Annotated in this window: 25 protein-coding genes; 13 read left to right on the top strand and 12 right to left on the bottom strand. The window is 67.1% G+C overall.

From position 1 onward, the window contains the following. Positions 1-28: 28 nt before the first annotated feature. Positions 29-1042, bottom strand: coding sequence for a type I glyceraldehyde-3-phosphate dehydrogenase (gap, locus tag BM172_RS12600; protein ID WP_026635526.1), 1014 nt, complete (start codon positions 1040-1042; stop codon positions 29-31). A gap of 174 nt (positions 1043-1216) precedes the next feature. Here gap and BM172_RS12605 point away from each other — a divergent pair, with 174 nt between their 5' ends. From BM172_RS12605 to BM172_RS12625, 5 genes are all read left to right on the top strand, one after another. Then, a complete protein-coding gene (locus BM172_RS12605) occupies positions 1217-1687 on the top strand; it encodes an OsmC family protein (RefSeq protein WP_026635527.1) in 471 nt (156 codons plus the stop codon). Positions 1688-1773: 86 nt separating this feature from the next. Beyond that, complete coding sequence (locus tag BM172_RS12610) at positions 1774-2583, top strand: S1/P1 nuclease (protein ID WP_026635528.1); 810 nt, start codon at positions 1774-1776, stop codon at positions 2581-2583. Positions 2584-2923: 340 nt separating this feature from the next. Beyond that, positions 2924-4399 carry a pyruvate kinase gene (pyk, locus tag BM172_RS12615; protein WP_026635529.1) on the top strand — a complete coding sequence of 492 codons (1476 nt, stop codon included), beginning with the start codon at positions 2924-2926 and terminating at the stop codon, positions 4397-4399. A gap of 79 nt (positions 4400-4478) precedes the next feature. Continuing rightward, positions 4479-4934 carry an energy transducer TonB gene (locus tag BM172_RS12620; protein WP_026635530.1) on the top strand — a complete coding sequence of 152 codons (456 nt, stop codon included), beginning with the start codon at positions 4479-4481 and terminating at the stop codon, positions 4932-4934. A 173-nt stretch (positions 4935-5107) separates the two neighbouring features. Beyond that, the gene (locus BM172_RS12625) at positions 5108-6112 is read left to right on the top strand and encodes a class I fructose-bisphosphate aldolase (protein WP_026635531.1); all 1005 of its coding nucleotides are present in this window, start codon (positions 5108-5110) and stop codon (positions 6110-6112) included. 136 nt (positions 6113-6248) lie between these two features. Here the strand turns inward: BM172_RS12625 and BM172_RS12630 are convergent, their stop codons facing one another. Together BM172_RS12630 and BM172_RS12635 are read right to left on the bottom strand one after the other, a co-directional pair. Further along, on the bottom strand, positions 6249-6839 hold the full coding sequence (locus tag BM172_RS12630) for a porin family protein (protein ID WP_026635532.1): 591 nt from the start codon (positions 6837-6839) through the stop codon (positions 6249-6251). A gap of 249 nt (positions 6840-7088) precedes the next feature. Beyond that, positions 7089-7838 (bottom strand): hypothetical protein, encoded by a 750-nt coding sequence (locus tag BM172_RS12635; RefSeq protein ID WP_051548750.1) that lies wholly within the window; start codon positions 7836-7838, stop codon positions 7089-7091. A gap of 255 nt (positions 7839-8093) precedes the next feature. Between BM172_RS12635 and tkt the strand changes: the two genes are divergently transcribed. Together tkt and BM172_RS12645 are read left to right on the top strand one after the other, a co-directional pair. Next, positions 8094-10103, top strand: coding sequence for a transketolase (tkt, locus tag BM172_RS12640; protein ID WP_026635533.1), 2010 nt, complete (start codon positions 8094-8096; stop codon positions 10101-10103). 198 nt (positions 10104-10301) lie between these two features. Further along, on the top strand, positions 10302-11318 hold the full coding sequence (locus BM172_RS12645; RefSeq protein ID WP_026635534.1) for an alpha/beta hydrolase: 1017 nt from the start codon (positions 10302-10304) through the stop codon (positions 11316-11318). 42 nt (positions 11319-11360) lie between these two features. Here BM172_RS12645 and BM172_RS12650 read toward each other — a convergent pair whose 3' ends face one another. The 3 genes from BM172_RS12650 to BM172_RS12660 are packed head-to-tail and all read right to left on the bottom strand — an operon-like array spanning position 11361 to position 14099. Next, entirely contained in the window at positions 11361-12236 is an 876-nt protein-coding gene (locus BM172_RS12650) for a LysR family transcriptional regulator (protein WP_026635535.1), read from the bottom strand. 55 nt (positions 12237-12291) lie between these two features. Continuing rightward, complete coding sequence (locus BM172_RS12655; protein ID WP_026635536.1) at positions 12292-12924, bottom strand: HAD hydrolase-like protein; 633 nt, start codon at positions 12922-12924, stop codon at positions 12292-12294. Positions 12925-12935: 11 nt separating this feature from the next. Next, positions 12936-14099, bottom strand: a complete 1164-nt coding sequence (locus BM172_RS12660; RefSeq protein WP_026635537.1) for a phosphoglycerate kinase — start codon at positions 14097-14099, stop codon at positions 12936-12938. A 170-nt stretch (positions 14100-14269) separates the two neighbouring features. Here BM172_RS12660 and maiA point away from each other — a divergent pair, with 170 nt between their 5' ends. Further along, entirely contained in the window at positions 14270-14935 is a 666-nt protein-coding gene (maiA, locus tag BM172_RS12665) for a maleylacetoacetate isomerase (protein ID WP_026635538.1), read from the top strand. 63 nt (positions 14936-14998) lie between these two features. Here the strand turns inward: maiA and BM172_RS12670 are convergent, their stop codons facing one another. Further along, positions 14999-16114 (bottom strand): PilT/PilU family type 4a pilus ATPase, encoded by a 1116-nt coding sequence (locus tag BM172_RS12670; protein WP_026635539.1) that lies wholly within the window; start codon positions 16112-16114, stop codon positions 14999-15001. A gap of 87 nt (positions 16115-16201) precedes the next feature. On the opposite strand from BM172_RS12670, the gene BM172_RS12675 reads away from it, so the two are divergent. The 5 genes from BM172_RS12675 to glmS all read left to right on the top strand — a co-directional run bounded on the left by BM172_RS12675 (position 16202) and on the right by glmS (position 21569). Further along, positions 16202-16816 (top strand): DUF4398 domain-containing protein, encoded by a 615-nt coding sequence (locus tag BM172_RS12675; protein ID WP_026635540.1) that lies wholly within the window; start codon positions 16202-16204, stop codon positions 16814-16816. Continuing rightward, complete coding sequence (locus BM172_RS12680) at positions 16813-17415, top strand: hypothetical protein (protein ID WP_026635541.1); 603 nt, start codon at positions 16813-16815, stop codon at positions 17413-17415. The genes BM172_RS12675 and BM172_RS12680 overlap by 4 nt, the downstream gene beginning before the upstream one ends. 364 nt (positions 17416-17779) lie before the next feature. Further along, the gene (locus BM172_RS12685) at positions 17780-18016 is read left to right on the top strand and encodes an HP1242/YdcH family protein (protein ID WP_026635542.1); all 237 of its coding nucleotides are present in this window, start codon (positions 17780-17782) and stop codon (positions 18014-18016) included. Between the two features lie 157 nt (positions 18017-18173). After that, positions 18174-19544: a pyridoxal-phosphate dependent enzyme gene (locus BM172_RS12690; RefSeq protein WP_026635543.1), complete on the top strand. Its 1371-nt coding sequence runs from the start codon at positions 18174-18176 to the stop codon at positions 19542-19544. A gap of 195 nt (positions 19545-19739) precedes the next feature. Next, positions 19740-21569 (top strand): glutamine--fructose-6-phosphate transaminase (isomerizing), encoded by a 1830-nt coding sequence (gene glmS, locus BM172_RS12695; RefSeq protein ID WP_026635544.1) that lies wholly within the window; start codon positions 19740-19742, stop codon positions 21567-21569. A gap of 127 nt (positions 21570-21696) precedes the next feature. Here the strand turns inward: glmS and BM172_RS12700 are convergent, their stop codons facing one another. The 5 genes from BM172_RS12700 to rfbB are packed head-to-tail and all read right to left on the bottom strand — an operon-like array spanning position 21697 to position 26552. Continuing rightward, entirely contained in the window at positions 21697-23109 is a 1413-nt protein-coding gene (locus BM172_RS12700; RefSeq protein ID WP_026635545.1) for a mannose-1-phosphate guanylyltransferase/mannose-6-phosphate isomerase, read from the bottom strand. Then, a complete protein-coding gene (rfbD, locus tag BM172_RS12705) occupies positions 23103-24047 on the bottom strand; it encodes a dTDP-4-dehydrorhamnose reductase (protein ID WP_026635546.1) in 945 nt (314 codons plus the stop codon). Before rfbD ends, BM172_RS12700 begins: the two co-directional genes overlap by 7 nt. Further along, positions 24044-24601 (bottom strand): dTDP-4-dehydrorhamnose 3,5-epimerase, encoded by a 558-nt coding sequence (gene rfbC, locus BM172_RS12710; RefSeq protein ID WP_026635547.1) that lies wholly within the window; start codon positions 24599-24601, stop codon positions 24044-24046. Before rfbC ends, rfbD begins: the two co-directional genes overlap by 4 nt. Then, positions 24598-25485 carry a glucose-1-phosphate thymidylyltransferase RfbA gene (rfbA, locus tag BM172_RS12715; RefSeq protein ID WP_026635548.1) on the bottom strand — a complete coding sequence of 296 codons (888 nt, stop codon included), beginning with the start codon at positions 25483-25485 and terminating at the stop codon, positions 24598-24600. The genes rfbC and rfbA overlap by 4 nt, the downstream gene beginning before the upstream one ends. Beyond that, positions 25482-26552: a dTDP-glucose 4,6-dehydratase gene (rfbB, locus tag BM172_RS12720; protein ID WP_026635549.1), complete on the bottom strand. Its 1071-nt coding sequence runs from the start codon at positions 26550-26552 to the stop codon at positions 25482-25484. Before rfbB ends, rfbA begins: the two co-directional genes overlap by 4 nt. Between the last annotated feature and the right edge of the window lie 33 nt (positions 26553-26585).

Here is a 26585-nt window from a genome sequence, read left to right on the forward strand (position 1 = left end):
TTTTCGTGTGTCCGAAGAGCGTGGCCGCTTACTTGGCGGCCATCAGCGCCTTGGTCATGTCGAGCATGCGGTTGGAGAAACCCCACTCGTTGTCGTACCAGCTGAGCACCTTGACCAGGGTGCCTTCCATCACGCGGGTCTGGGTCGAGTCGTAGGTGGACGAGGCCGGGTTGTGGTTGAAGTCCACCGACACCAGCGGCTTGGTGTTCACCGCCAGGATGCCCTTGAGCTTGCCGTTGGCCGCTTCGTTGACGATGGCGTCGATCTCCTCGTGGCTGGTCGCGCGCTTGGCGACGAAGCTGAGGTCGACCACCGACACATTGATGGTCGGCACGCGCATGGCGAAGCCGTCCAGCTTGCCGTTGAGCTCCGGCAGCACCAGGCCGACCGCGGCGGCGGCGCCGGTCTTGGTCGGGATCTGGCTCATGGTGGCCGAGCGGGCGCGGCGCAGGTCCTTGTGATAGACGTCGGTCAGGACCTGGTCGTTGGTGTAGGCGTGGATGGTGGTCATCAGGCCGTGCACGATGCCGATCTTCTCGTGCAGCACCTTGGCCAGCGGCGCCAGGCAGTTGGTGGTGCACGAAGCGTTGGAGATGACCTGGTGCGCGGCGGTGAGCGTGTCGTCGTTGACGCCGAACACGAAGGTGCCGTCCACGTCCTTCTCGCCCGGGGCGGAGATGATCACCTTCTTGGCGCCGGCGGTGATGTGCGCGCCGGCCTTGGCCTTGGAGGTAAACAGGCCGGTGCATTCCAGCACCACGTCCACGCCCAGCTCGCCCCAGGGCAGCTTGGACGGGTCGCGCTCGGCGCAGACCTTGACGCGGTCGCCGTTGACGATCAGGTCGCCGCCGTCCACCGTCACGGTGCCCGGGAAACGGCCGTGGGCCGTGTCGTACTGGGTCAGGTGGGCGTTGGTCTCGGCGTCGCCGAGGTCGTTGACCGCGACGATCTGGAACTCGTCGGTGCGACCGGACTCGTACAGCGCGCGCAGAACATTGCGGCCGATGCGACCGTAACCGTTGATGGCGACCTTGATGGCCATGGGACAGCGTCCTCCGGAGATGATGGCGGGGCAGCAGCGACCGGACCCGGCCGCCAAAGAACCCTAATGTTAGCCGGAAATCAGGGGGCATCTCATCCGGCACGGTTCATTCGGCGTGCATGTGGGGTAGGCTCGCGGGCCTTATCGATCGATGCGGTACACCGGGGCCGGGCCATGAGCGACGAACAGCAGACCATCGAGATCAGCCTGGAACAGATGTCCGGCTACGAATTCCGCGTGCGCTTCGACGACACCGCTGCGCCGGACCTGCTGACCGACGAACTGCCGCCCGTGGGCAAGGGCGCGGGCCCCAATCCCACCCGCATGCTGGCCGTCTCGGTGGCCAACTGCCTGGCCGCCAGCCTGCTGTTCGCCCTGCGCAAGTACAAGAACGACCCCGGCCAGCTCGCGGCCAAGGCCCGCGCCACGCTGGCGCGCAACGAGCAGGGCCGCTGGCGCGTGGCGCGCATCGCGGTGGACCTGGACCTGGGCCAGGCCGAGACCGACCTGGCGCATGTGGACCGGGCGCTCGCGCAGTTCGAGGATTTCTGCACGGTGACGCAGAGCGTGCGGCAGGGCATCGCGGTGGATGTGAGCGTGCGCGATGCCGCGGGCACGCTGCTGCACAAGGCGGCCACCGGCTGAGGCGCGTCTTGCCGTAGGCGTTTCCATGGCCGGCCGTTGCCGGCTTCTTCGATGTCTTCCTCTTCCATCCCATCCGATTGAACGACATGTCCACTTCCCGACGTTTCCTCGCCGGCCTCCTGGCCGCGCTCGCCATTGCACCCGCCGTCCATGCCTGGGGACGCCAGGGCCATGCCATCGTCGCCGAGCTGGCGCAGCGCCGCCTGAGTCCGGCCGCCGAGGCCGAGGTCGAGCGCCTGCTCGCGCCGGAGCACACCAGGTCGCTGGCCGACATCGCCAGCTGGGCCGACGAGCTGCGCGGCGACGACTCGCGTGCGGACCTGGCCAAGGCCACCGGCAAGCTGCACTACATCAACTTCCGTGCGGACGACTGCGTGTACGTGCCGCCGCGCGATTGTGCGGACGGTCAGTGCGTGGTCGGCGGCCTCGATCGCTACGTAGCGGTGCTGGCCGACCGCACCCAGCCGGATGCGGCGCGCCTGGAGGCGCTGAAGTTCGTGGTGCATTTCGTCGGCGACGTGCACCAGCCGCTGCATGCCGGCTATCGCGACGACAAGGGCGGCAATACCTACCAGGTGCAGTTCCAGGGCAAGGGCACGAACCTGCACAGCGTGTGGGATTCCGGCCTGCTCGGCACCCACGGCAAGGACTGGCGCGACTATGCGCAGGAGCTGGACGCGCGCCCGGCGGAAACCATGCCGGCGCCGATCGCGCCGCGGGACAACGTGTACGCCCAGTGGGCCGAGCAGTCCTGCGCGGCGACCCGCGGTATCTATCCGGAAGGGCACAAGATCGACGACGCCTATGTCGCCGCGGAGCTGCCGCTGGCCGAGCGCCAGTTGCGCGTGGCGGGGGTACGCCTGGCCGACGTGTTGAACCGCGCGCTGGCGAAGTGAGCGCAGCCGGCTGCTCGTTGTTTTTGTTGCATTGCGGAATGAATTTTTCGTGTGCAGCGCGAGTGTCTGCAGCTCTCGAACCGGTGCCCGGACGGCTCGTCCGGGCACCGGCGGCACGAGCTCGGCGGCGCGGGCCGCCGGCAGCCACGCGCTGGCCGTCTGGACGTCCATATTGCATACCAGTTAGATGGCTGGCGACTCATGTGGTCTCCGGTCGGAGATACCACTTCAGACAGTGGTAGACCGGGCCGGGGCGGCCTCGAGCGGGGCGCCATGCGGCCGTTCAAAACTGGCCTGCCGACCCTCTGGCGCAACGAATCAGTTCTGCTAGCCTCGAACGATGACTACCGAAACTCCGCTGCGCCGCACCAAGATCGTCGCCACCCTCGGCCCCGCCACCGACGTGCCCGGGATGCTCGAGAAAATCCTCGCGGAAGGCGTCAATGTCGTCCGCCTCAACCTGTCGCACGGCCAGCCCGACGACCACCGCGCCCGCGCCAACGCCGTCCGCGTGGCAGCGGAGAAGCTCGGCCGCGAGGTGGGCGTGCTGGCCGACCTGCAGGGTCCGAAGATCCGCATCGAGAAATTCGCCAACGGCCCGATCGAGCTGCGCGTGGGCGACAGCTTCGTGCTCGACTGCAGCCCCGGTGCACCGCCGGGCGACAACACCCGCGTCGGTGTCAGCTACCACGACCTGCCCAGGGACGTGAGCGCCGACGACGTGCTGCTGCTCGACGACGGCCTGGTCGCGCTGACCGTGGAAAGCGTGGTCGGCGCCGAAGTGCGCTGCCGCGTGCTGGTGGCCGGGCGCCTGTCCGACCGCAAGGGCCTGAACCGCCAGGGCGGCGGCCTGTCGGTGTCGGCGCTGTCGGACAAGGACAAGGCGGACATCAAGCTCGCCGCCGAGATCGGCGCGGATTTCCTGGCGGTGTCGTTCGTGCGTTCCGCCGCCGACATGGAACTGGCGCGCCGCCTGCTGGAAGAAGCCGGCGGCAAGGCCTCGCTGGTGGCCAAGATCGAACGCGCCGACGCGATTCCCGTGCTGGGCGAGATCATCGACGCCTCCGACGTGGTGATGGTGGCGCGCGGCGACCTGGGCGTGGAGATCGGCGATGCCGAGCTGCCCGGCCTGCAGAAGAAGATCATCCGCGAATCCGTGCAGCGCAATCGCGCGGTGATCACCGCCACGCAGATGCTGCAGTCGATGGTGCGCTCGCCGATCCCGACCCGCGCCGAGGTGCTGGACGTGGCCAATGCGGTGATCGACGGTACCGATGCGGTGATGCTGTCGGAGGAATCGGCCGCGGGCGCGCATCCGGACAAGGCGGTGGCCGCGCTGCGCCGCATCTGCCTGGGCGCCGAACGACAGTTCGAGCCGAAGGAAGATCTCGCCACGGCGGGGCATCGGCTGGATCGTACCGACCAGGCCATCGCGCTGGCGGCGATGCTGCTGGCCAGCCAGGTCGGCGTGCGCGCGCTGGTGGCGCTGACCGAATCCGGCGCGACCGCGCAGTGGCTGTCGCGCTATCGCAGTGCGGTGCCGATCTATGCGCTGTCGCCGTTCGCCGACGCGCGCCGCCGCATGCTGATGCTGCGCGACGTGCAGCCGGTGGAATTCACGCATGCCAGCTCGCAGACCACCGCGGCGTCGGCCCGCGAGGCCGTGCGCCTGCTCTTCAGCCAGGGCAAGCTGGCCGAGGGCGACCGCGTGGTAATGACCCACGGCGACCATATCGGTCGCGGCGGCGGCACCAATACGCTGAAGCTGCTCTCGGTGGGCGCCGAGGGCGTGGTGGAGAGCCTGCAGGATCTCTGAGCGCGGGCGCGGCGTGCTCCGCCGCGCGACGCCAGGATTACACTGCCGGTCACACCCACGTCCCCAAGGAGTCGGCTCCATGAACACGATGCTTCGTTCCCTGTCGCTGGCCGCCGCGACCGCGCTGGCGCTGGCCGCCGCCACGCCGGCGCTGGCCCAGTCGCAGGCGCGCAGGGTCGGCCCCGAGCAGCTTTCCTCGTATTGGATTCTGCTCAACTTCGGTTCGGTGCAGGCGGACGTGCCCAACAGCGGCCAGAACCTCACCAAGCCCGGTTGCGTGGCGATCACCTACGAGATCGGCACCGACGGCAAGCCGCAGGATGCGGCCATCAACAAGGTAATGCCGAAGAGCGACCTGGGTTCGGCCGCATTGAGCCTGGTCAAGCGCTTCGAATACGGCCCCTCACTCAACAACGGCAGCAAGAAGGAACCTGTGTCGACCTATTACGTGGTGGGCTTCAACCTGCCCGAGGACAAGGCCGCGGCCAAGCAAGTCACCGACGCCTGCCGGCTGCCCGGCTACGACCAGGCCTGACCTGGCTTCTCGCCTCATTTGAGAGGCTTCCTACACCCGCCTCCGCCGGAGGCGGGGCGATCCCGTGCGTCGATCCGGCTATACTCGCGCCCTTTAGGCTTGGCCGCCCGGCGACGGGATGGTCTCCATTACCCGCGCGGCCACGGGCCGTCCCCGCGTTCTACGGAGTCGTCATGAGCATCGAAGATCTTGAAAGCATCGCCCTGGCGATGGTTGCGCCCGGCAAGGGCATCATCGCCATCGACGAGTCGACCAACACCATCAAGAAGCGTTTCGAAGCGGTCGGCATCGAGAACAGCGAAGAGAACCGCCGCGCCTACCGCGAGCTGCTGCTCACCACTCCGGGCCTGAGCGAGCACATCTCCGGCGCGATCCTCTATGACGAAACCATCCGCCAGTCCACCAAGGACGGCGTGCCCTTCACCGAGGTGATGAAGAAGAACGGCATCATCCCGGGCATCAAGGTGGACAAGGGCCCGGTGCCGCTGGCCGGCTTTCCGGGCGATGTGGTGACCGAGGGCCTGGACGGCCTGCGCGAGCGCCTGCAGGAGTACGTCAAGCTGGGTGCCCAGTTCGCCAAGTGGCGCGCGGTGATCAACATCAGCGAAGACAACCCCAGCTCCACCGCGATCGAGGCCAACTGCCACGCGCTGGCGCGCTACGCCGCGCTGTGCCAGGAAGCGGGCCTCGTGCCGATGGTCGAGCCGGAAGTGATCATGGACGGCGACCACAGCATCGAAGTCAGCTACGAAGTGCACGAAGCCGTGCTGCGCAGCCTGTTCAACGCGCTGTACGAGCAGAACGTGCTGCTCGAAGGCAGCATCCTGAAGGTCAGCATGGTGATCCCGGGCAAGGATGCGGAAGACCAGGCCAGCGTCGAGGAAGTCGCCGACGCCACCGTGCGCGTGCTGAAGACCACCGTGCCGGCCACGCTGCCGGGCATCGTGTTCCTGTCCGGCGGCCAGACCGACGAGCAGTCCACCGCGCATCTCAATGCGATGAACCGCATGGGCCCGCACCCGTGGCCGCTGTCGTTCTCCTACGGCCGCGCCATGCAGCAGGCGGCGCTGAAGCTGTGGTCCAAGGACATGAAGGCGAACTACGGCGACGCCCAGAAGACCGTGCACGCCCGCGCCAAGGACAACGGCCTGGCTGCGCTGGGCCAGTGGAACGGCTGAGTTTCCGTTTCCATTGCAGACAAAAAAAGGCGCCCGCTGGGCGCCTTTTTTCTTGGACCGGATAAGCGAAGAGGGCGCCTGCCGGCGCCCTCCCGCCGTTACGCTCGCCTGTCCGAAGACATGCGACTTGCCTTACTCAGAAGCGGTATTCCGCGCTCACCGACACCATGTCGGTGCTCAGGTCCACCTTGTCCTTCTTCGCGTCGAAGTAGTCGTAGTTCAGACCGACGCTCATGTTGTTGCTGAAGTTGTAGCCAAAGCCCGCACCGGCGTACCAGCTGGTGTCGTCCAGGCTCTTGCGGACCGGGTTGACGTCGTTGTTCAGGCCGTGGCCCTTCCAGCTGTACACGCCGGCACGCGCGCCGACGTACCAGTTCTGGTCGATGTTGAAGCGGCCGTTCACGCCGGCGGTCCAGCCGTGCAGCTGGGTCTTGCCCTTATCCACGACCGGGTTGCTGTTGAAGATGTTCTTCGGGTGGATGTTGCCCAGGTCGTTGTAGCCGACCTCGGCGCCCAGCGCGAAGTTGGGGGCCAGCGACCAGCGGTAGCCGCCGTTGAGGGCGTAGCCGGTGTCGTGGTCGTCGTACGGGCCCTTGTTGATCGAAGTGCGGCCCACATTGCCGTTGATGAACCAGCCGCCGTTGTCGGACGGCGCGTTCTGCGCGAAGGCAGGGGCGGCCATCAGGCCGGCGGTGGCGAAAGCGAGGGCGAGCAGCGTCTTCTTCATGGAGAGTCTCCTGTTATGGAAGTACGGCGGCGGCCGTTGGGGAAAGGGCCGGGCGCCGGGTGGCCGAGGGGTTCCCGGCTTCACGTCGCTTAGATGGGAACCGGGCTGGAAAGATTCAATACCGATTAGTTCAGTATTAAGCCAAAGTTAAGATTCATGGCTGAGTCCGGCCGCTTCAACTTATTGATCGGACAAGAAAACGGGCGCGCGAGGCGCCCGTTTTCAACCCGGCTTGCAGTGATCCAGATATCAGAAGCGGTATTCGCCGCTCAGCGACACGATGCCGGTAGAGCGCTTCAGGCCCTGGGTGACCTCGCCGGTGGCGGTGTTCTTGATCTTGCCGGCGTTGGCATGGAAGTAGTCGTAGTTCACGCCCAGGCTGACCTGCTCGGTGATGTCCCAGCCGGTTCCGAAGCCGCCGTACCAGCTGCCGCGGCCGGAGCGGCCGCCGTCGGTAAGGCCCAGATCCTGGCCGAGGCTGTTGTTGTAGTTGTTGCTGTTGTCGTTGGCGCGGAAGTAGCCGCCGTGGGCGCTGATGTACCACTGCGGCAGCAGATTGATGCGGCCGTTCACGCCGAGCAGCCAGCCGCGCAGGGCGTTGGTGGTGCTGCGCTGGTTGACGTCCTGCGAATTGAAGACGTTCTTCACCCGGTAGTTGCCGAGATCCGCATAGCCGGCCTCAAGGCCCAGGCCCAGGTCCTGGCCAGCCTTCCAGCGATAGCCGCCGAGCACGCCGTAACCGGTGCGACGGCCCTTTTCGCCCTTGAGGAAATTGAAACCGCTGCCGTTGCCGCTGCCGAAGCCGCCGGTATCGCTGCCGTTGGTGCGACCCACGTTGGCGCCGATGAACCAGTTGCCGCTGCCGACCGGCTGGCTGGGCAGGTAGTTGCCGCCGGCCGGAGCCGGGCTGGAGGGGGTGGAAGTGCTGTCCTGAGCCAGGACGGGGGCGCCGATGATGCTGGCGCTGGTGAAAGCGAGGGCAAGTAGGGACTTCTTCATGGGGAATACTCCTCTTCTTCCTTTCTTGGGGAGCAATCGCCGGCCAGGGGGAAGGGGGAAAGCCTGCGATTGCACATGGCCTTGCCAGCCATGCCCTGGATTAGAGCCGCCCGGGACTGAAGGGTTTCCGTATTGCGATCGCATAAATTAAGGCCGAGTTAAGAGCGTTGGAACAGGGTGAAGCTGGCGACAGCTCTATGCGGATCGGCGACAATGCCCGTTTTTCGCCGCCGCCTTCCCTCCGGAGACCCCCCGATGACCACCCGCCGCGAACTCGCCAACGCCGTCCGCGCCTTAGCCATGGACGCCGTGGAGGCCGCCAAGTCCGGCCACCCGGGCATGCCCATGGGCATGGCCGACCTGGCCGAGGTGTTGTGGAACGACTTCCTGCGCCACAACCCGGCGAACCCGAAGTGGTTCAACCGCGACCGCTTCGTGCTGTCCAACGGCCACGGCTCGATGCTGCAGTACGCGCTGCTGCACCTCACCGGCTACGACCTGCCGATGGACGAGCTCAAGCATTTCCGCCAGTTGCACTCGAAGACGGCCGGCCATCCGGAAGCCAGCGAAACCCCCGGCGTGGAAACCACTACCGGTCCGCTCGGCCAGGGCCTGGCCAACGCGGTGGGCTTCGCGCTGGCGGAGAAGGTCCTCGCCGCGCACTTCAACCGTCCCGGTCACGAGATCGTCGACCACCGCACCTTCGTCTTCCTCGGCGACGGCTGCCTGATGGAAGGCATCTCGCATGAAGTGGCCTCGCTCGCCGGCACCTGGGGCCTGGGCAAGCTGGTCGCGGTGTACGACGACAACGGCATCTCGATCGACGGCGAAGTGCACGGCTGGTTCACCGACGACACGCCGAAGCGCTTCGAAGCCTACGGCTGGAACGTGATCCGCCACATCGACGGCCACAACGCCGACGACATCAAGCGCGCGATCGAACAGGCCGTCGCGCAGTCCGACAAGCCCACGCTGATCTGCGCCAAGACCATCATCGGCTTCGGCGCCCCGCACAAGCAGGGCAAGGAAGAAAGCCACGGCGCGCCGCTGGGCAAGGACGAAATCGCCGCCGCGCGCGAGCAGCTGGGCTGGTCCTATGCGCCGTTCGAGATCCCCGCCGACATCTATACCGGCTGGGATCACAAGGCCGCCGGCGCCGAGCGCGAGGAAGTCTGGAACGCCGCCTTCGACGCCTACGCCGCCGCACACCCGGAACTCGCCGCCGAGTTCAAGCGCCGCCTCGCCGGCCAGCTGCCGGCCGACTGGGCCGAGAAGTCGAACGCCTATGTGGCCAAGCTGCAGGCGGAAGGTCCGGAAGTGGCCACGCGCAAGGCTTCGCAGATGGCGCTGGACGCGTTCGGCCCGCTGCTGCCGGAACTGATCGGCGGCTCCGCAGACCTGGCCGGCTCCAACCTCACCAAGTGGAAGGGCAGCCTGGACGCCGGCAATGGCAACAGCGCCGACGGCAAGGGCAACTACGTGTACTACGGCGTGCGCGAGTTCGGCATGACCGCGATCGCCAACGGCCTGGCCCTGCATGGCGGCTTCATCCCGTACGACGCCACCTTCCTGGTGTTCTCCGATTACGCGCGCAACGCCGTGCGCATGAGTGCGCTGATCCCGGCGCACGCCATCCACGTCTACACCCACGACTCGATCGGCCTGGGCGAGGACGGCCCGACCCACCAGCCGGTGGAACATCTGGCCAGCCTGCGCTATATCACGAACAACCAGCTGTGGCGTCCGTGCGACGCGGTGGAATCGGCCGTGTCCTGGAAGATGGCGATCGAGCGCAAGGGCGCGCCGTCCTGCCTGGTGTTCTCGCGCCAGAACCTCAAGCACCAGCAGCGCAGCGAGCAGCAGGTGGCGCAGATCGCGCGCGGCGGCTACGTGCTGTCCGATCCGCAGGACACCAAATTCAAGGCCATTCTGATCGCCACCGGCTCGGAAGTGGAACTGGCGATGGAGGCCGCGCGCACCCTGGCGCAGCAGGATATCGCGGTGCGCGTGGTGTCGATGCCTTGCACCGAGCTGTTCGACGAGCAGCCGCTGGAATACCGCGAAGGCGTACTGCCGGGCTGGTGCCGCGCGCGCGTGGCGGTGGAAGCGGCGACCGCCGACTTCTGGCGCAAGTACGTGGGCCTGGACGGCGAGGTGGTCGGCATGACCACGTTCGGCGCCTCCGCGCCGGCGAACCAGCTGTTCGAGCATTTCGGGTTCACCGTGGCGCATGTGGTCGATGCAGTGAAGCGCACGATCCGCTGAGCAGCGCCTGCGGTGGATTGAAAAAGCCGCGGCTCGCCGCGGCTTTTTCTTGTGCGTGATCAAGGCGCCGCGCGGGCCGTTGCACGCCGGCTAACACCTGTTGAGGAAATGGAAATTCCGTGCGGCGGCGGCCGTTCCTAGAGTGCGCAGCAACCCGGCACGACGCGCCGGGCACGCCACCCACCTCAAGGAATCGCCATGAATACCTTCAAGACGCTGTTCGCCGCCATCGCGCTCGGCGCCGCCGCGCAAGCCAGCGCGGGACAGCTGGAGCCTTCCACGCAGGCTTTCGTCGACGCGCTCGCCGCCAAGGGCGGCCAGCCGATCTACAAGCTGCCGGTCGCGCAGGCGCGGCAGGTGCTGGAGGATGCGCAGTCCGGCAACGTGGCCAAGCTGGCGGTGGACAAGCAGGAGATCAGCTTCGACGACGCCAAGGCGGGCAAGGTCTCGCTGACCATCATCCGTCCGCGCGGCGTCGATGGCACCCTGCCGGCGGTGCTGTACATCCACGGCGCCGGCTGGGTGCTGGGCAGCGAGAACACCCACGACCGCCTGGTGCGCCAGCTCGCCCACGGCGCACGCGCGGCGGTGGTGTTCGTCAACTATGCGCGTGCGCCGGAAGCGAAGTTCCCGGTGCAGGACGAGCAGGCCTACGCCGCCGCCCGCTGGGTGGTGGAGCACGGCAAGCAGCACGGCATCGACGGCAACAACATGGCGATCGCGGGCGACAGCGTCGGCGGCAACATGACCGCCGCGGTGACCCTGATGGCCAAGCAGCGCGGCGGTCCGAAGTTCGTCTACCAGGTGCTGTTCTATCCGGTCACCGACGCGAATTTCGATAACGGCTCGTACCGCGAATTCGCCAACGGCCCGTGGCTGACGCTGCCGGCGATGCAATGGTTCTGGAATGCCTATGTGCCGAACGAAGCCGCGCGCAAGAACCCGCTGGTCACGCCGCTCAACGCCACGCTGGAACAGCTCAAGGGTCTGCCGCCGGCGCTGGTGATCACCGACGACAACGACGTGCTGCGCGACGAAGGCGAGGCCTATGCGCACAAGCTGATGGATGCCGGCGTGGAGGTCACCGCGACCCGCTATCTCGGCACCATCCACGACTTCGTGATGCTCAACGCCCTGGGCGATACCCCGGCGGCCAGGGCCGCGGTGGAGCAGGCCGGCGGCAAGTTGCGCGCGGCGCTGTATCCGGCCAGGTAAGCAATCCGTTCGGGTGTCGGCGATGGCGCTCCGCGAGGGGCGTCATCGCCATGTCCACGCCATGGCGAAGCGTGCGAATTCGGCGGCCGCTGGATTCAACGGGCGATCGGCCAGGTGCACCAGGCTCACTTCGCGCTCGATCGTGCGATCGCTGAAAGGGCGCAGCTGGATGCCCGGTACCAGCGGCGAATACGCCGGCACGAAGGAAATGCCGAAGCCGCCGGCGACCATGGTCTGGATCCAGTCCTCGCGCTCGCTGCGGAAGGCGATCGGCAGCTCCACGCCGAGCTGGCGGATTTCGTCGAGCCAGAAGCCCTGGTATTCGCAGCTCTCGCGCAGCAGGTGCGGCTCCAGTGCCGCCTCGGCCAGCGGAACGCTCTCGCGTTCGGTAAACGGATGTCCGCTCGGCACGGCGATATGAAACGGTTCGCGATACAGTACTTGGGTCTTGAAGCGCGTGTCGGCACCTTCGGCGAAGGCCATCACCGCCAGGTCCAGCGAGCCGGCGAGCAACTGTTCGGTGAGGTCGTCCACGCCGTTGTCGGCCAGCTGGATCTGGCACTGCGGCTGCGCCAGCCGGAACTCGCCGAGGAAGCCGAGGAAGCGCGCCGGCCCGATCGTGCACATCACGCCGATGCGCACCGGGGCATCATCGGCGTCCAGGAACTGCTTGCCGGCCGCGCGGGCCGCGGCCATGCCGTTGGCGATCTGTTCCAGGTGCGGCCGCATCAGCGCGCCGAACGGCGTGACCTGCACACCGTGCGTGTCGCGGATGAACAGCGCGGCGCCCAGCTCGTCCTCCAGCTTGCGCAGGCCGCGCGAGAGCGCCGGCGTGGTGACGAAGCACTGCGCGGCGGCGCGGGTGAAGTTGAGGTTGCGATAGACCGCCAGGGCGTAGCGAATTTCTTGGGCTTCCATCGAAGTCACCCGGCCAGGATGGCCCATGGTAGCGGCCGCAAGGCCGTGCGACGCCTCAGGCGGCGAGCAGTTCGGCCAGTTCGCCGGGCGTATGGGTCAGCGCGTGCGCGCCGGCCTGCTCCAGTTCCTCGCGGCTGCCGAAGCCCCACAGCACGCCGATGCCGCGCACCTGGTTGGCCACCGCGCCGTCGATGTCGAAGTGGCGGTCGCCGATCATTACGGTCTGTGCGGGATCCGCGCCGAAATCCGCCAGCGCCGCGGCGATCATCGAGGCCTTCTCGCTGTGCGGGCTGCGCGGATCCGGACCGTACAGCCGGGTGAACGCATCGGCGAACGCAAACGATTCGACGATCGGCGTCGCATGCCGCTGCGGCTTGCTGGTCACGATCGCAAGCGTATGGCCGGCATCGCGCAGGCGCTGGATCATCGCCTCGACGCCCGGGTACACGGTGTGCTCGCGCCAGCCGATCTGGTGGAAGCGCTGGTGGTAATGCTCCACCGCCGCCTCGACCAGGGCCGGATCGTGATCGAGCAGCGGCCCGAAGCTGTGCCGCAGCGGCGGGCCGATCCAGTGGCGCAGTTCCGCCGGTGCCGGCACGCCCAGTTGCTGGAAGGCGTGCCGCACGCAGCTGACGATGCCCAGTTCCGAATCGATCAGGGTGCCGTCGAGGTCGAACAGGCAGAGCATGCGGGCGCCGCTCACTTGGCTGCGCGGGCCTTGAGCGCGGCCACGGCCGGCAGCTCCTTGCCCTCCAGGAATTCCAGGAAGGCGCCGCCGCCGGTCGAGATGTAGGAGACGTCCTTCTCGATGCCGTACTTCTCCACCGCGGCCAGCGTGTCGCCGCCGCCGGCGATGGAGAACGCGTCGGACGATGCGACCGCGCGCGCCAGCGTCTCGGTGCCCTTGCCGAAGGCGTCGAACTCGAACACGCCGACCGGGCCGTTCCACACCACGGTGCCGGCCTTGGCGATCAGCGCGGCGTAGTTCTTCGCGGTCTGCGGGCCGATGTCCAGGATCATCTCGCCGTCCTTGACCTGGTCCACCGGCTTCACCGTGGCCGGCGCGTGCGCGGAGAACTCCGGCGCGACCACCACGTCCACCGGCATCGGCACTTCGGCGCCGCGGCGCTTGGCGTCGGCGATCACCTTCTTGGCGGCGTCGAGCAGGTCCGGTTCGTACAGCGAATTGCCGACGCCGTAACCGGCGGCGGCGATGAAGGTGTTGGCGATGCCGCCGCCGACGATCAGCTGGTCGACCTTGCCGATCAGGTTCTCCAGCAGGGTGAGCTTGGTGGAGACCTTGGAGCCGGCGACGATCGCCAGCAGCGGATGCGCCGGATGCTCCAGCGCCTTGCCCAGCGCGTCCAGCTCGGCCGACAGCAGCGGGCCGGCGGCGGCGACGGGGGCGTACTTGATCACGCCATGGGTGGAAGCCTGCGCGCGGTGCGCGGTGCCGAAGGCGTCCATCACGAAGATGTCGCACAGTGCCGCGTACTTCTTCGACAGGGCTTCGTCGTCCTTGCCCTCGCCGACGTTCATGCGGCAATTCTCCAGCACCACCACCTCGCCTTCGGCGACGTCCACGCCGCCGAGGTAGTCGGCGATCAGGCGTACCGGGGTGCCCAGCTTGTCGCCCAGCCACTTGGCCACCGGCGCCAGCGAGGATTCGGCGTCGAACTGGCCTTCCTTCGGACGGCCCAGGTGCGAGATCACCATCACGCGGGCGCCGGCATCGCGCGCGGCTTTGATGGTCGGCAGCGAGGCGTCCAGGCGCTGGGTGGAGGTGATCCGGCCGTCCTCGATCGGTACGTTCAGGTCTTCGCGGATCAGCACGCGCTTGCCGCGCAGATCAAGGTCGCTCATGCGGAGGAAGGACGACACGGCGCAACTCCTGGTTGGAAGTGAGTAATGAGGGCGCCCTGGCGAGCGCGAACCCCGTATTGTCCCGCCCGCCCGATGACGATGCAAACCGCGGCGCGGGTATCCGGCGGGTATCCTAGGCCGCCTTGAGACAGCCACAAGGAAGCAAGCCCATGACCTCGGACCTGGTGCTGTACGGCTACTGGCGCTCCAGCGCCGCCTACCGCGTACGCATCGCGCTGAATCTGAAGGGGCTGGCCTACGAGAGTCGCCCGGTGCACCTGGTGCGCGACGGCGGCGAGCAGCACCAGCAGGCCTACCGGGCACTCAATCCGCAGGAGCTGGTGCCGTGCCTGGTCGACGGCGCGCAGGTGCTGACGCAGTCCATGGCGATCATGGAATACCTGGACGAAACCCATCCGGCTCCGGCCTTGCTGCCGCCGGATGCGGCTGGCCGGGCGCGCGTGCGTTCGCTGGCGCAGCTGCTGGCCTGCGACGTGCACCCGCTGGGCAACCTGCGCGTGCTGCAGTACCTGGGCAACGAGCTGCATGCGGACGAAGCCGTGCGCGGCAGCTGGTCGCGGCATTGGATCGGCGAGGGCTTCCGCGCCTTGGAGGCGATGCTTGCGGGCAACGCGGCGACCGGGCGTTTCTGCCACGGCGACCAGCCGACCCTGGCCGATGCCTGCCTGGTGCCGCAGCACTACAACGCGCTGCGCTGGAAGCTGCCGATGGAGGAGTTCCCGACCATCCGGCGCATCGTCGAGGCCTGCCAGGCGCTGGACGCCTTCAAGCGGGCCGTGCCGGAGGCACAGCCGGACGCGCCGGCAGTCGATTGAGCGGATGGGTTGATCGAGGAGGGCGGCGGCAGGGCGGCATGCGCCCCGCCGCCTGAAGATGGCTTAGAAGCCGAGCCCGTAAGGATCGTTGCCGACCAGCTCGGCATTGTCGGAGCCGCCGCCTTCGGACAGGCGGATCTTCAGCGCCAGGCCGTCGCGCGAGTCGGCCTTGGCCAGCGCCTCGTCCAGCTCGATGCGGCCTTCCTTGTACAGGCGGTACAGCGACTGGTCGAAGGTCTGCATGCCTTCCTGCAGGCTGCGGTCCATCGCCTCCTTCACCTCGTGGATCTGGCCGCGGCGGATCATGTCGCGGATGAACGGGGTGTTGAGCAGCACCTCGGTCGCCGGCAGGCGGCGGCCGTCCTTGCCGATCACCAGGCGCTGGCTGATCACCGCGCGCAGGTTCAGCGCGAGGTTCATCAGCACGTTCTTGTGCGCCGATTCCGGGAAGAAGTTGAGGATGCGCTCCAGCGTCTGGTCGGCGTTGTTCGAATGCAGCGTCGCCAGGCACAGGTGGCCGGTCTCGGAGAACGCGATGGCCGCTTCCATGGTGTCGGTGTCGCGGATCTCGCCGATCATGATCACGTCCGGCGCCTCGCGCATCGCGTTCTTCAGCGCCTCGTGATAGCTGTGCGTGTCCAGGCCGACCTCGCGCTGGTTCACGATCGACTTCTTGTGGCGGTGCAGGTATTCGATCGGATCCTCGATGGTGAGGATGTGGCCGGAGGTGTTCTGGTTGCGGTGGTCCAGCATCGCCGCCAGGGTGGTGGACTTGCCGGAGCCGGTGGCGCCGACCACCAGGATCAGGCCGCGCGGCTCCAGGATGAGGTCGCGGAAAATGCTCGGCAGCTGCAGCTGGTCGATGCTCGGGATCTCGCTCTTGATCGCGCGGATCACCATGCCCACTTCGCCGCGCTGCTTGAACACGTTGATGCGGAAACGGCCGGCTTCCTTCACCGCCAGCGCCATGTTGAGCTCGAGGTCGCGCTCGAACTGGGGCACCTGGCCTTCGTCCATCAGCGAGTAGGCGATCTTCTTCACCATGCCGCCGGGCAGGCCGGTATTGCCCAGCGGGTAGAGCTTGCCCTCCACCTTGATGTTCACGGGGGCGCCGGTCGTCAGGAACATGTCCGACGCGCCCTTGTCCACCATCAGCTTGAGGAAGTAACCAATATCCACTCGTGTCCCCTGAAATGACGCTCACGCGTTGCAAACAACGATTATGCCCGCCCACAATACGCTGCGACACTCTTAGAGGAATGAGTGATGGTCCACATCTTCCCCGCGCCGGATCGCCGCCAACATGGCGTCCGCACGGTACTTTCCACCCTGATCCTGGCCCTCGTGCTGGGCTCGCTCGGCGGCTGCGCCAGCGTGCCTCCGCCGGACGGGTCCATGAACCAGGCGCAGATGCAATTGCAGTACGCCCGTGACGCCGGGGCGGCCGATTACGCCCCGGTCGACCTGGATTTCGCCCAGAACAAGTTCCAGCAAGCCCAGGCCGCCATGGCCAGCCGCAAGTACGAGGACGCCGCCGCCCTGGCCGAAGAAGCCCAGGCCGACGCCGAACTGGCCCGCGCCAAGGCGCGGCTGGGCGCCGCCCGCGCCCAGATCCAGCGCAAGACCCAGGCCAACCGCGAGCTGCGCGAGCAGATCGAGCAGAACCTGAACGCGCAGGAAGAGGCCGCCCAGCAGGCTGCCCAGCAGCAACAGCGGCAGATGCAGGAACAGCAGCAGGGCCTGCCGGCGCAGGAGCAGACCCAGGACATGCCGGCGCCGTCGTCCTCCGTGCTGCAGCCGCTGCCGCAGGATGGCGGTTTCCAGACCCTGCCCCAGCAGCAGCCGCAGCCCCAGACCAACGATCAGGGAGGCCACCCATGAGACCGCTGCGCATCACCCTGTCGGCGCTCGTCCTCGCCATCGCGGCCGTGGGTTCGGCCCAGGCCAAGGACGACATGGACGTGGCCCGCCTCAACAGCAGCCTGGACCAGCTCGCCCGCGACCCGGCCCTGAGCGGCTACGCCCAGGCCGAGCAGGCCCGCGCCCGCGACGCCATCGGCCGCCTGGCCCAGGCCCGCTCGCGCGACCGTGCCCAGGCGCTGTACATCGCCGAGCGGCGCGTGGACCTGGCCAAGGCCACGGCCCAGCTGCAGGAAGCCCAGTTGAAGGTCAACCAGCTCGACCGCGAGCACGACCAGATCCAGCTCGATGGCACCCGCCGCGAGGTGGAAGCGGCCCGCCGCGAACTGGATCGCCAGCGCATGCAGTACCAGATGGCCCAGGAGGAGGCCGCCCGCCTGCAGCAGGAGGGCGCCGCCGCCCAGGCCCAGGCCGTGCAGGCCCAGGCCCAGGCCGACCAGGCCAAGAAGCTGGCCGCCGCCCAGGCCAAGGTGGCCAACGCCGCCAAGCGCCAGGCGGATCTCGCCACCCAGGCGGCGAAGGCGATGCGCTCGCAGATGCAGGGCGATTCGGGCAAGTAAGCGTCGCTGCAGCCATGCACGAATGAAGCGCCCGGCGGTGATTCCGCCGGGCGTTTTCGTTTCCATCGAAAGCAATGGTTAACGCGAAAAAAAGCCTGCCGCGACGGTCTTTTCCAATGCGAACCGCGCTGTGATGCGCTTCTCCGCAACGCGCTTGCATGACCCAAAAGGCGGGAGTAGGGTCGAATACCCATGGGGCGCTCATGCACCATGGGTCACTGACCTGAATCATGCGCCTATCCCTCGATCACCCGATCACCTGCGTACCGGCAAGCCGGCGTGGGTCGTTGGCATGCGCATGGTTTGCCACCGTTAGCGGGCGCACCGATCCCGCGCCCGCGGTTCTTCGCGAGGAGGTCGGATCATGTTCGAAAACCAGCAGCGTGACGATGTCGAAGCCTTGATGAAAGCCGACGCCGAGTTCCGTCGGTTGTACCAGCACCACAAGGAGCTCGACAGCAAGGTGCATGACGCCGAGATCGGCGTTCTTCCCATCGACGACATGACCCTCACGGGCATGAAGAAAGAAAAGCTCCACGCCAAGGAACGGTTGCAGCGCATGTGGGATGAACGCGCGCACAAGCATCGAACCGTCAACTAGCCTGCGGTTTCGCATTCAAGGATGCGGCCCCGGAGCCACCCCGCGAGGGAACGGCTGCCGGGGCCGCTCCGTTTCCAGGGGATGGGGTCGGCTCGGTATGATCGGCGGTCTGAGGCGGTCCGGTCCGGGCTGCCCGCAAGCCAACGCAGGAGCTTCCATGACGGTCCACCAGAGTGTCCTCGAACTGATCGGCCGCACCCCGATGGTGCGCGCGCAGCGCCTGGACGCGGGTTCCTGTGAGCTCTTCCTCAAGCTCGAAAGCGCCAACCCCGGCGGCTCGATCAAGGACCGCATCGGCCTGTCGATGATCGAAGGCGCCGAACGCGCCGGGAAGATCAAGCCGGGCGCCACCCTGGTCGAAGGCACCGCCGGCAACACCGGCCTGGGGCTGGCGCTGGTGGCGCAGCAGAAGGGCTATCGCCTGGTGCTGGTGGTGCCCGACAAGATGAGCCGCGAGAAGATCTTCAATCTCAAGGCGATGGGCGCCGAGGTGGTGCTGACCCGCTCCGACGTGGCCAAGGGCCACCCGGAGTACTACCAGGACATGGCCGAGCGCATCGCGCGCGAAACGCCCGGCGCCTACTTCATCAACCAGTTTGGCAATCCCGACAACCCGGCCGCGCACATCGCCACCACCGGCCCGGAAATCCTCGAGCAGATGGACGGGCGCGTCGACGCCATCGTGGTCGGTTGCGGCTCGTCCGGCACCATGAGCGGCCTGTCGCGCTACTTCGCCGAGCACTCGCCGGACACGGAAATCGTGCTGGCCGATCCGGTCGGCTCGATCCTCGCGCAGTACATCAACGAAGGCGTGCTCTCGACCAAGTCCGGCAGCTGGATGGTCGAAGGCATCGGCGAGGATTTCCTGCCCTCCATCAGCGATTTCAGCCGGGTCAGGAAGGCGTATGCGATCAGCGACAAGGAAAGCTTCCTCGCCGCACGCGAGCTGCTGGCGAAGGAAGGTGTGCTCGGCGGTTCGTCCACCGGCACCCTGCTGTCCGCCGCGCTGAAGTACTGCCGCGAACAGACCCAACCTAAGCGCGTGGTGACGCTGGTGTGCGACACCGGCAACAAGTACCTGTCGAAGATGTACAACGACTACTGGATGCTCGACAACGGCTTCATCGACCGCGAGCAGCACGGCGACCTGCGCGACCTGCTGCTGCGCCCGTTCACCCAGCGCGACACCGTGGTGGTCGGCCCCGGCGAACTGCTGATGACTGCCTACACGCGCATGAAGCTGTACGACGTCTCGCAGCTGCCGGTGATGGACGGCAACAAGCTGGTCGGCATCCTCGACGAGTCGGATGTGCTGATGCATGTGCACGCGGACGAAAGCCGCTTCCGCGACCCGGTCTCCACCGCGATGATCAGCAACCTGCAGATCCTCGACATCCACGAATCGATCACCGCCCTGCTGCCGGTGTTCGAGCGCGGCCACGTGGCCATCGTGATGGACGGCGAGCAGTTCATGGGCCTGATCACCCGCATCGACCTGCTGAATTACCTACGCCGTAAGGTGCACTAGGCGCCAATTCATACTTGGCGGATGCTCGCCACCACGAAGCCGGCTGTCCGATGAACAGCCGGCCGACCGAGCGCACGAATTGAAGTGCGCAGGGTCCGTTGCGTCACGAAAGTTTGCTGAAATGGGTGGCCGACAAAGTCCCGGCCCGCGGAAGTCCGCTTCCGGTCCCCCTTTCTCCTCAAGAGGACTCTGCCCATGTGTGGAATCGTTGCCGCCACTGCCCAGCGTGACGTCGCCCCCCTGCTGATCGCCGGCCTGAAGGCGCTGGAATATCGCGGTTACGACTCGGCCGGCCTGGCCGTGCTGCAGGAAGGCGAGATCCGCCGCGTGCGCGAAAAGGGCAAGGTGCGCGAGATGGAATCGCAGTACCTGGCCGACCCGTTCCCCGGCGGCACCGGCATCGCGCACACGCGCTGGGCCACGCACGGCGTGCCGAACAAGGTCAACGCGCATCCGCATATCGCAGGCCACGTGGCGCTGGTGCACAACGGCATCATCGAGAACTACGCCTCGCTGCGCAGCGAGCTGGAATCGCGCGGCCACGCCTTCACCTCCGAGACGGATACCGAAGTGATGGCGGCGCTGATCGGCGAGCGCCTAGCTTCCGGCAAGTCGCTGCTCGATGCGGTCTCGTCGGTGGTGCACGAGCTGGAAGGCGCCTACGCCATCGCCGTGATCAGCGACAAGGAACCCGGCCGCGTGATCGGCGCCCGTCGCGGCGCGCCGCTGCTGGTCGGCGTGGGCATCGGCGAGAACTTCCTCGGCTCCGATGCGCAGGCGCTGATCCAGGTCACCAACCGGATGATCTACCTCGAAGAACACGACGTGGTGGAAATCACCCGCGATCGCGTGCGCATCTTCGGCCAGCACGGCGAGGCGGTCGAGCGCACCATCCACGAGAGCGAACTGTCGACCGACGCGGTCGAGCGCGGCGAATACCGCCACTACATGCAGAAGGAAATCTTCGAGCAGCCGCGCGCCGTGGCCGACACGCTGGAAGCGCGCATCGGTCCGCACGGCGTGCTGCCGAATATCTTCGGCGTCAACGGCGACGAGCTGCTCGGCAAGACCAAGGGTCTGCACATCATCGCCTGCGGCACCAGCTATCACGCGGGCCTGGTCGCCAAGTACTGGATCGAGGACTACGCGCGCCTGCCGGTCAACGTGGAAGTGGCCAGCGAATACCGCTACCGCGAAGCGGTGGTGCCGGACGGCACGCTGTTCGTGGCGATCTCCCAGTCCGGCGAAACCGCCGACACCCTGGCCGCTATGCGCGAATCGCGCCGCCGCGGCTATCTCGGCACGCTGGCGATCTGCAACGTGCCGGAGTCCTCGGTGGTACGCGAGGCGGACCTCAAGCTGATGACCCGCGCCGGCCCGGAAATCGGCGTCGCCTCCACCAAGGCCTTCACCACCCAGCTCGCCGCGCTCGGCCTGCTGGCATTGCAGCTGGCGCGCCATCGCGGCCTGGACGATGCGCGCTATGCCGATCTCACCGCGCAGCTGCAGAGCCTGCCGAAGAAGATCGAGAAGGCGCTGGAGCTGGAGCCGCAGATCGTGGATCTCGCCGAGCATCTCATCCATCGCCAGCACGCGCTGTTCCTCGGGCGCGGCGCGCAGTACCCGGTGGCGATGGAGGGTGCGCTGAAGCTGAAGGAAATCTCGTACATCCACGCCGAGGCCTACGCCGCCGGTGAACTCAAGCACGGCCCGCTCGCGCTGGTGGACGAAGACATGCCGGTGATCGCGGTGGCGCCGAACGGCCCGCTGCTGGACAAGCTCAAGTCCAACCTGCAGGAAGTGCGCGCCCGCGGCGGCGAATTGCTGGTGTTCGCCGATGGCGCGGCCAGCATGGACGGCAATGCGGCGCGCGGTTCGATCCTGCGCATCGATGGCGGCGGCGATTTCATCGCGCCAGCGGTGTTTACGGTGCCGATGCAGCTGCTGGCCTATCACGTGGCAGTGTTGCGTGGCACTGATGTGGATCAGCCGCGTAATCTGGCGAAGTCCGTAACGGTGGAATGAAAGCCGGCTGCTGTTGCGACGCAGACCTATGATCGGCTGCTTGCATCAATAAGGTGATCGCGTATCCGATCTGCAAAAAAAAGCCGCGCATCAGCGCGGCTTTTTTTGTCGAGACGGGACGGCGCGCTCAGGATCTCCCGTACACATCCTCCAGCCGCACGATATCGTCCTCACCCAGATAGCTCCCCGACTGCACCTCGATGATTTCCAGCGGCACCTTTCCCGGATTGCGCAGGCGATGCACGCTGCCCAGCGGGATATAGGTGCTCTGGTTCTCGCCGAGCAGGAATACCTTGTCATCGCAGGTCACTTCGGCCGTGCCGGACACCACGATCCAATGCTCCGCGCGGTGATGATGCTTCTGCAGGCTGAGTGCTGCGCCGGGCTTGACGACGATGCGCTTGACCTGGAAGCGGTCGGCCGATTCCAGCGAGTCATAGCTGCCCCAGGGCCGGCGCACGACACGATGCAGCGAATGCTCGGTACGCCCCGCGGCCTTGAGCTCATCCACCACGCGCTTGACGTCCTGCGCCGCATCGCGATGTGCGACCAGGGTGGCGTCCGGCGTGGTGACCACGATCAGGTCGTCCACGCCGACGGTGGCCAGCAGATGCCGGTCGTGCGAACGCAGCAGCGAGCGATGCGTCTTGATCGCGATGGTGTCGCCTTCGCGCAGGTTGTCCTGCGCATCGCGCACGCCGGCCAGCCACAGCGCGGACCAGGAGCCGATGTCGCTCCACGCGCAGGAGACGGGGATGACCGCGGCGTGGCGGGTCTTCTCCATCACGGCGTAGTCGATCGAGTTCTCCGGCACCTGCGCGAACGCATCGGCGTCGACGCGCACGAAATCCAGGTCGGCCTTGGCGGAGGCATGCGCGGCGCGGACGGCCTGCAGCATCGCCGGCGCATGCGCGGCCAGCTCGTCCAGGAAGCGCGCCGCCTTGAACAGGAACATGCCGGAGTTCCAGTCGTAGCCGCCGTGCTCGATGTAGCCCTGCGCCGTCTCCAGCGCCGGCTTCTCGACGAACTCGGCCACCTTGTAGGCATGGCCGCCGATGGCATCGCCGCGGCGGATATAGCCGAAGCCGGTTTCCGGGCGGTCAGGGCGGATGCCGAAGGTGACCAGCCAGTTGTCGCGCGCCGCGGGCAGGGCCTGCTCGACGGCGTCGCGGAAGCTGTCCTCGTCGCCGATCAGATGATCCGCCGGCAGCACCAGCAGCAGCGCCTCCGGATCCTGCCCGACCGCCTGCAAGGCGCCCAGCGCGATCGCCGGGGCGGTATTGCGCGGCAGCGGCTCGAGCACGATGGTCGCATCCTGGATGCCCGATTCGAGCAGCTGCTCGGCGACCAGGAAGCGGTGATCCTCGCTCGCCACCACGATGGGCGAGGCCACGTCGGGCAGCAGGCGGGTGCGCGCGACGGTCTGCTGGAACAAGGTGCCCTGGCCCATCAGCGAGAGGAACTGCTTGGGCAGGTTCTTGCGCGAGACCGGCCAAAGGCGGGTGCCGCTGCCACCGCTGAGGACGAGAGGGATCAACATGTTTGCGTTCCCTTTGCGGCAAGCGCCTCGAGCACGTCGTCGAGGCCGGCTTGCCAGGATGGCAGGTGGATGTGGAAGGTCTGTTCGAAACCGCGGTTGTCGAGGACCGAATAATGCGGCCGACGTGCGGGCGTGGGGAAGTCGGCCGTGCCGATGGGGCTGACCTTGGGCTGCTTTTCCAGCAGGCCCAGCGCATGGGCGCGGGCCATGATGGCCGAGGCGAAGCCGTGCCAGGTGGTGCTGCCGCCGGCCACCAGATGATGGATGCCTTGCAGGCCCGGGCGCGTTGCGGCGTCAGCCTCCAGCCATTGGCTGAGCGCGGCGACGCTGCCGTCGGCAATGAGGCTGGTCGTGGTCGGCGCGCCATGCTGGTCGGCGACCACGCGCAGCTCGTCGCGCTCGGCGCCGAGCCGCAGCATGGTGCGCAGGAAGTTGTGTCCGACCGGCGCGTAGACCCAGGCCGTGCGCAGGATCAGATGCGCGGCGCCGCTTTGCTGCAGCGCCTGCTCTCCGGCCAGCTTGCTGCGGCCATAGGCGCCGATCGGCGCGGTGGCGTCGCCGGGCCGGTAGGGTGTCGCCGATTCGCCGTCGAAGACATAGTCGGTCGAGTAATGCAGGACCAGCGCGTCATGCGCCTGCGCCCAGGCACCCATGACACCCGGCGCCTCGCCGTTGATGCGCGTAGCCAGGGCTTCTTCCGTCTCGGCGCGATCCACCGCGGTGTAGGCCGCGGCATTGATCACGAGATCGGGTTCGACCTGGTCGAGCAGTGCCTTGAGTCCAGCGAGGTCGGACAGGTCCGCCACCTCGCCGCTGCCGCCGCCCGCCAGCTTGCCGTCGCGCGTAGCGACGACCAGGCTGCCGAGCGCGCCCAGCCCGGCATGGCCGGCCAGCGTCTGGCCCAGCTGTCCGTTACCGCCGAGCAGCAGGATCTTCAACGCGGCAGCTCCGGCAGGCGATGCTCGGGAACGTCCTTGAGCAGCGGCGCTTTGAGGTCCTTGTCGGACAGCTGCGGCTCGGCGATCGGCCAGTCGATGCCGATGGCCGGATCGTTCCACAGCACGCCGGCATCGGCCTTGGCGTCGTACAGCGCGGTGCACTGGTAGCTGAAGGTGGCGTAGTCGCTCACCACGCAGAAGCCGTGCGCGAAGCCTTCGGGAATCCACATGTGCCGCTTGTTCTCGGCGGTGAGCATGGCGCCGAACCACTGGCCGAAATGCGGCGAGCCGCGGCGGATGTCCACGGCGACGTCGAACACCTCGCCCTCCAGCACGCTGACGAACTTGCCCTGCGGATGGGGCCACTGGTAGTGCAGGCCGCGCAGCACGCCTTTGGCCGAGCGCGAGACGTTGGACTGCACGAAGCGCGCGTCAATGCCGGCGTCGCGGAAACGTGCCTCGTTATAGCTTTCGTAGAAGAAGCCGCGCGCGTCGCCGAACACCTGCGGTTCGATCACCAGCACGCCGGGCAGGGCGGTCTCGATCACTTTCATCGGATATGGCCCTGCGTGACCAGCCGTTGCAGATACTGGCCGTAGCCGGTCTTGGCCAGCGGCGCCGCGGCACGCAGCACCTGCTCGGCGTCGATCCAGCCGTTGATGAAGGCGATTTCCTCGGGGCAGCACACTTTCAGGCCCTGGCGGTTCTCGATGGTCTCGATGTAATTGCCCGCTTCCATCAGCGACTCGTGCGTGCCGGTGTCCAGCCAGGCAAAGCCGCGGCCGAGCTGTTCCAGGTGCAGGGAGTTGTCCTGCAGGTACACGCGGTTGAGATCGGTGATTTCCAGCTCGCCGCGCGCGGAAGGCTTGAGGCTGGCCGCGTAGTCGCACACGCGGTTGTCGTAGAAATACAGGCCGGTCACCGCGTAGCTGGACTTCGGCTGCGCAGGCTTCTCTTCCAGTCCGATCACGCGGCCGCTGCTGTCGAATTCGGCCACGCCGTAGCGCTCCGGATCGCGCACCCAGTAGCCGAACACGGTGGCGCCATGCTCGCGCGAGGAGGCACGCTTCAGGCGTTCGGTAAGGCCGACGCCGTAGAAGATGTTGTCGCCCAGCACCAGGCAGCTCGGGTCGTTGCCGATGAACTCGCGGCCGATCAGGAAAGCCTGCGCCAGGCCGTCTGGCGAAGGCTGCACCGCATAGCGAATGTCGATGCCCCACTGCGAGCCGTCGCCGAGCAGGCGCTCGAACAGCGGCTGCTCGTGCGGCGTGTTGATCACCAGGATCTCGCGCACGCCGGCCAGCATCAGCGTGGCCAGCGGGTAGTAGATCATCGGCTTGTCGTAGACCGGCAGCAGCTGCTTGCTGACCGCCTGGGTGATCGGATACAGGCGCGTGCCCGATCCGCCGGCGAGGATGATGCCTTTACGTGTGCTCATTGGCCCAGTCGCTCCATACGGTAACTGCCGTCAAGGACCCGCTCCACCCAGGCCTGGTTGTCCAGATACCAGTGCACCGTCTGCGCGATGCCGGACTCGAAGGTCTGCGACGGCGTCCAGCCCAGCTCGCGCTGCAGCTTGCTGGCGTCGATGGCGTAGCGGCGGTCGTGGCCGGGGCGGTCCTTGACGAAGGTGATCAGCGCCTCGCGCCTGCGGCCGTCGGCCAGCGGATGGCGTTCGTCGAGCAGGGCGCAGATGGCTTTCACCACGGTGAGGTTCTCGCGCTCGGCATTGCCGCCGACGTTATACGTCTCGCCCACCTGGCCCGCTTCGAGCACGCGTGCGATGGCGCTGCAGTGATCGCCGACGAACAGCCAGTCGCGGATGTTCATGCCGTCGCCGTAGACCGGCAGCGGCTCGCCGGCCAGCGCCTTCTGGATCACCAGCGGGATCAGCTTCTCGGGGAACTGGTACGGGCCGTAGTTGTTGGAGCAGTTGGTGGTGAGCACCGGCAGGCCGTAGGTGTGGTGGAACGCGCGCACCAGGTGATCGGAGGCCGCCTTCGAGGCGGAGTACGGCGAGTTCGGCGCGTACGGCGTCTGCTCGGTGAACTTGCCTTCGCTGCCGAGCGAGCCGTAGACCTCGTCGGTGGACACGTGCAGGAAGCGGAAGCTCTGCGCCGCGCCGCCTTCGAGCGACTTCCAGTAATCGCGCGCCGCTTCGAGCAGGGCCAGGGTGCCGACCACGTTGGTCTCGACGAAGGCAGCCGGCCCGTCGATGGAGCGGTCCACATGGGATTCCGCGGCGAAGTTCACGATCGCGGACGGGCGATGGGTGGCGAGCAGCCTGGCGATCAGTTCGCGGTCGCCGATGTCGCCCTGCACGAATACATGCAGCGGGTTGTCCTGCAGCGAAGCCAGCGTGTCGAGGTTGCCCGCGTAGGTGAGCTTGTCCAGGTTGACGACCTTTCTGCCCTCGGCGATCGCGCGCAAGACGAAGTTGGCGCCGATAAAGCCCGCGCCACCCGTAACCAGAAGGGGCGAGGATCCGGGAAGAGGACTGCTCATATCGATTAGGTCCGTAGCTGGGGGAGGGAAAGG

The organism is Dyella marensis, assembly GCF_900112865.1.
Lineage (GTDB): Bacteria > Pseudomonadota > Gammaproteobacteria > Xanthomonadales > Rhodanobacteraceae > Dyella_D > Dyella_D marensis_A.

Bases quoted from the DNA above. Each gene is read 5' to 3' on its own strand.
- rfbA (WP_026635548.1), bottom strand. From the start codon at position 25,485: ATGAGCACACGTAAAGGCATCATCCTCGCCGGCGGATCGGGCACGCGC.
- BM172_RS12610 (WP_026635528.1), top strand. From the start codon at position 1,774: ATGTCCACTTCCCGACGTTTCCTCGCCGGCCTCCTGGCCGCGCTCGCC.
- BM172_RS12650 (WP_026635535.1), bottom strand. From the start codon at position 12,236: ATGGAAGCCCAAGAAATTCGCTACGCCCTGGCGGTCTATCGCAACCTC.
- BM172_RS12655 (WP_026635536.1), bottom strand. From the start codon at position 12,924: ATGCTCTGCCTGTTCGACCTCGACGGCACCCTGATCGATTCGGAACTG.
- tkt (WP_026635533.1), top strand. From the start codon at position 8,094: ATGACCACCCGCCGCGAACTCGCCAACGCCGTCCGCGCCTTAGCCATG.
- BM172_RS12680 (WP_026635541.1), top strand. From the start codon at position 16,813: ATGAGACCGCTGCGCATCACCCTGTCGGCGCTCGTCCTCGCCATCGCG.
- rfbC (WP_026635547.1), bottom strand. From the start codon at position 24,601: ATGAAAGTGATCGAGACCGCCCTGCCCGGCGTGCTGGTGATCGAACCG.
- BM172_RS12645 (WP_026635534.1), top strand. From the start codon at position 10,302: ATGAATACCTTCAAGACGCTGTTCGCCGCCATCGCGCTCGGCGCCGCC.
- maiA (WP_026635538.1), top strand. From the start codon at position 14,270: ATGACCTCGGACCTGGTGCTGTACGGCTACTGGCGCTCCAGCGCCGCC.
- gap (WP_026635526.1), bottom strand. From the start codon at position 1,042: ATGGCCATCAAGGTCGCCATCAACGGTTACGGTCGCATCGGCCGCAAT.
- BM172_RS12675 (WP_026635540.1), top strand. From the start codon at position 16,202: ATGGTCCACATCTTCCCCGCGCCGGATCGCCGCCAACATGGCGTCCGC.
- rfbB (WP_026635549.1), bottom strand. From the start codon at position 26,552: ATGAGCAGTCCTCTTCCCGGATCCTCGCCCCTTCTGGTTACGGGTGGC.
- glmS (WP_026635544.1), top strand. From the start codon at position 19,740: ATGTGTGGAATCGTTGCCGCCACTGCCCAGCGTGACGTCGCCCCCCTG.
- BM172_RS12685 (WP_026635542.1), top strand. From the start codon at position 17,780: ATGTTCGAAAACCAGCAGCGTGACGATGTCGAAGCCTTGATGAAAGCC.
- pyk (WP_026635529.1), top strand. From the start codon at position 2,924: ATGACTACCGAAACTCCGCTGCGCCGCACCAAGATCGTCGCCACCCTC.
- BM172_RS12605 (WP_026635527.1), top strand. From the start codon at position 1,217: ATGAGCGACGAACAGCAGACCATCGAGATCAGCCTGGAACAGATGTCC.
- BM172_RS12625 (WP_026635531.1), top strand. From the start codon at position 5,108: ATGAGCATCGAAGATCTTGAAAGCATCGCCCTGGCGATGGTTGCGCCC.
- BM172_RS12620 (WP_026635530.1), top strand. From the start codon at position 4,479: ATGAACACGATGCTTCGTTCCCTGTCGCTGGCCGCCGCGACCGCGCTG.
- BM172_RS12700 (WP_026635545.1), bottom strand. From the start codon at position 23,109: ATGTTGATCCCTCTCGTCCTCAGCGGTGGCAGCGGCACCCGCCTTTGG.
- BM172_RS12630 (WP_026635532.1), bottom strand. From the start codon at position 6,839: ATGAAGAAGACGCTGCTCGCCCTCGCTTTCGCCACCGCCGGCCTGATG.
- BM172_RS12635 (WP_051548750.1), bottom strand. From the start codon at position 7,838: ATGAAGAAGTCCCTACTTGCCCTCGCTTTCACCAGCGCCAGCATCATC.
- BM172_RS12690 (WP_026635543.1), top strand. From the start codon at position 18,174: ATGACGGTCCACCAGAGTGTCCTCGAACTGATCGGCCGCACCCCGATG.
- BM172_RS12660 (WP_026635537.1), bottom strand. From the start codon at position 14,099: ATGAGCGACCTTGATCTGCGCGGCAAGCGCGTGCTGATCCGCGAAGAC.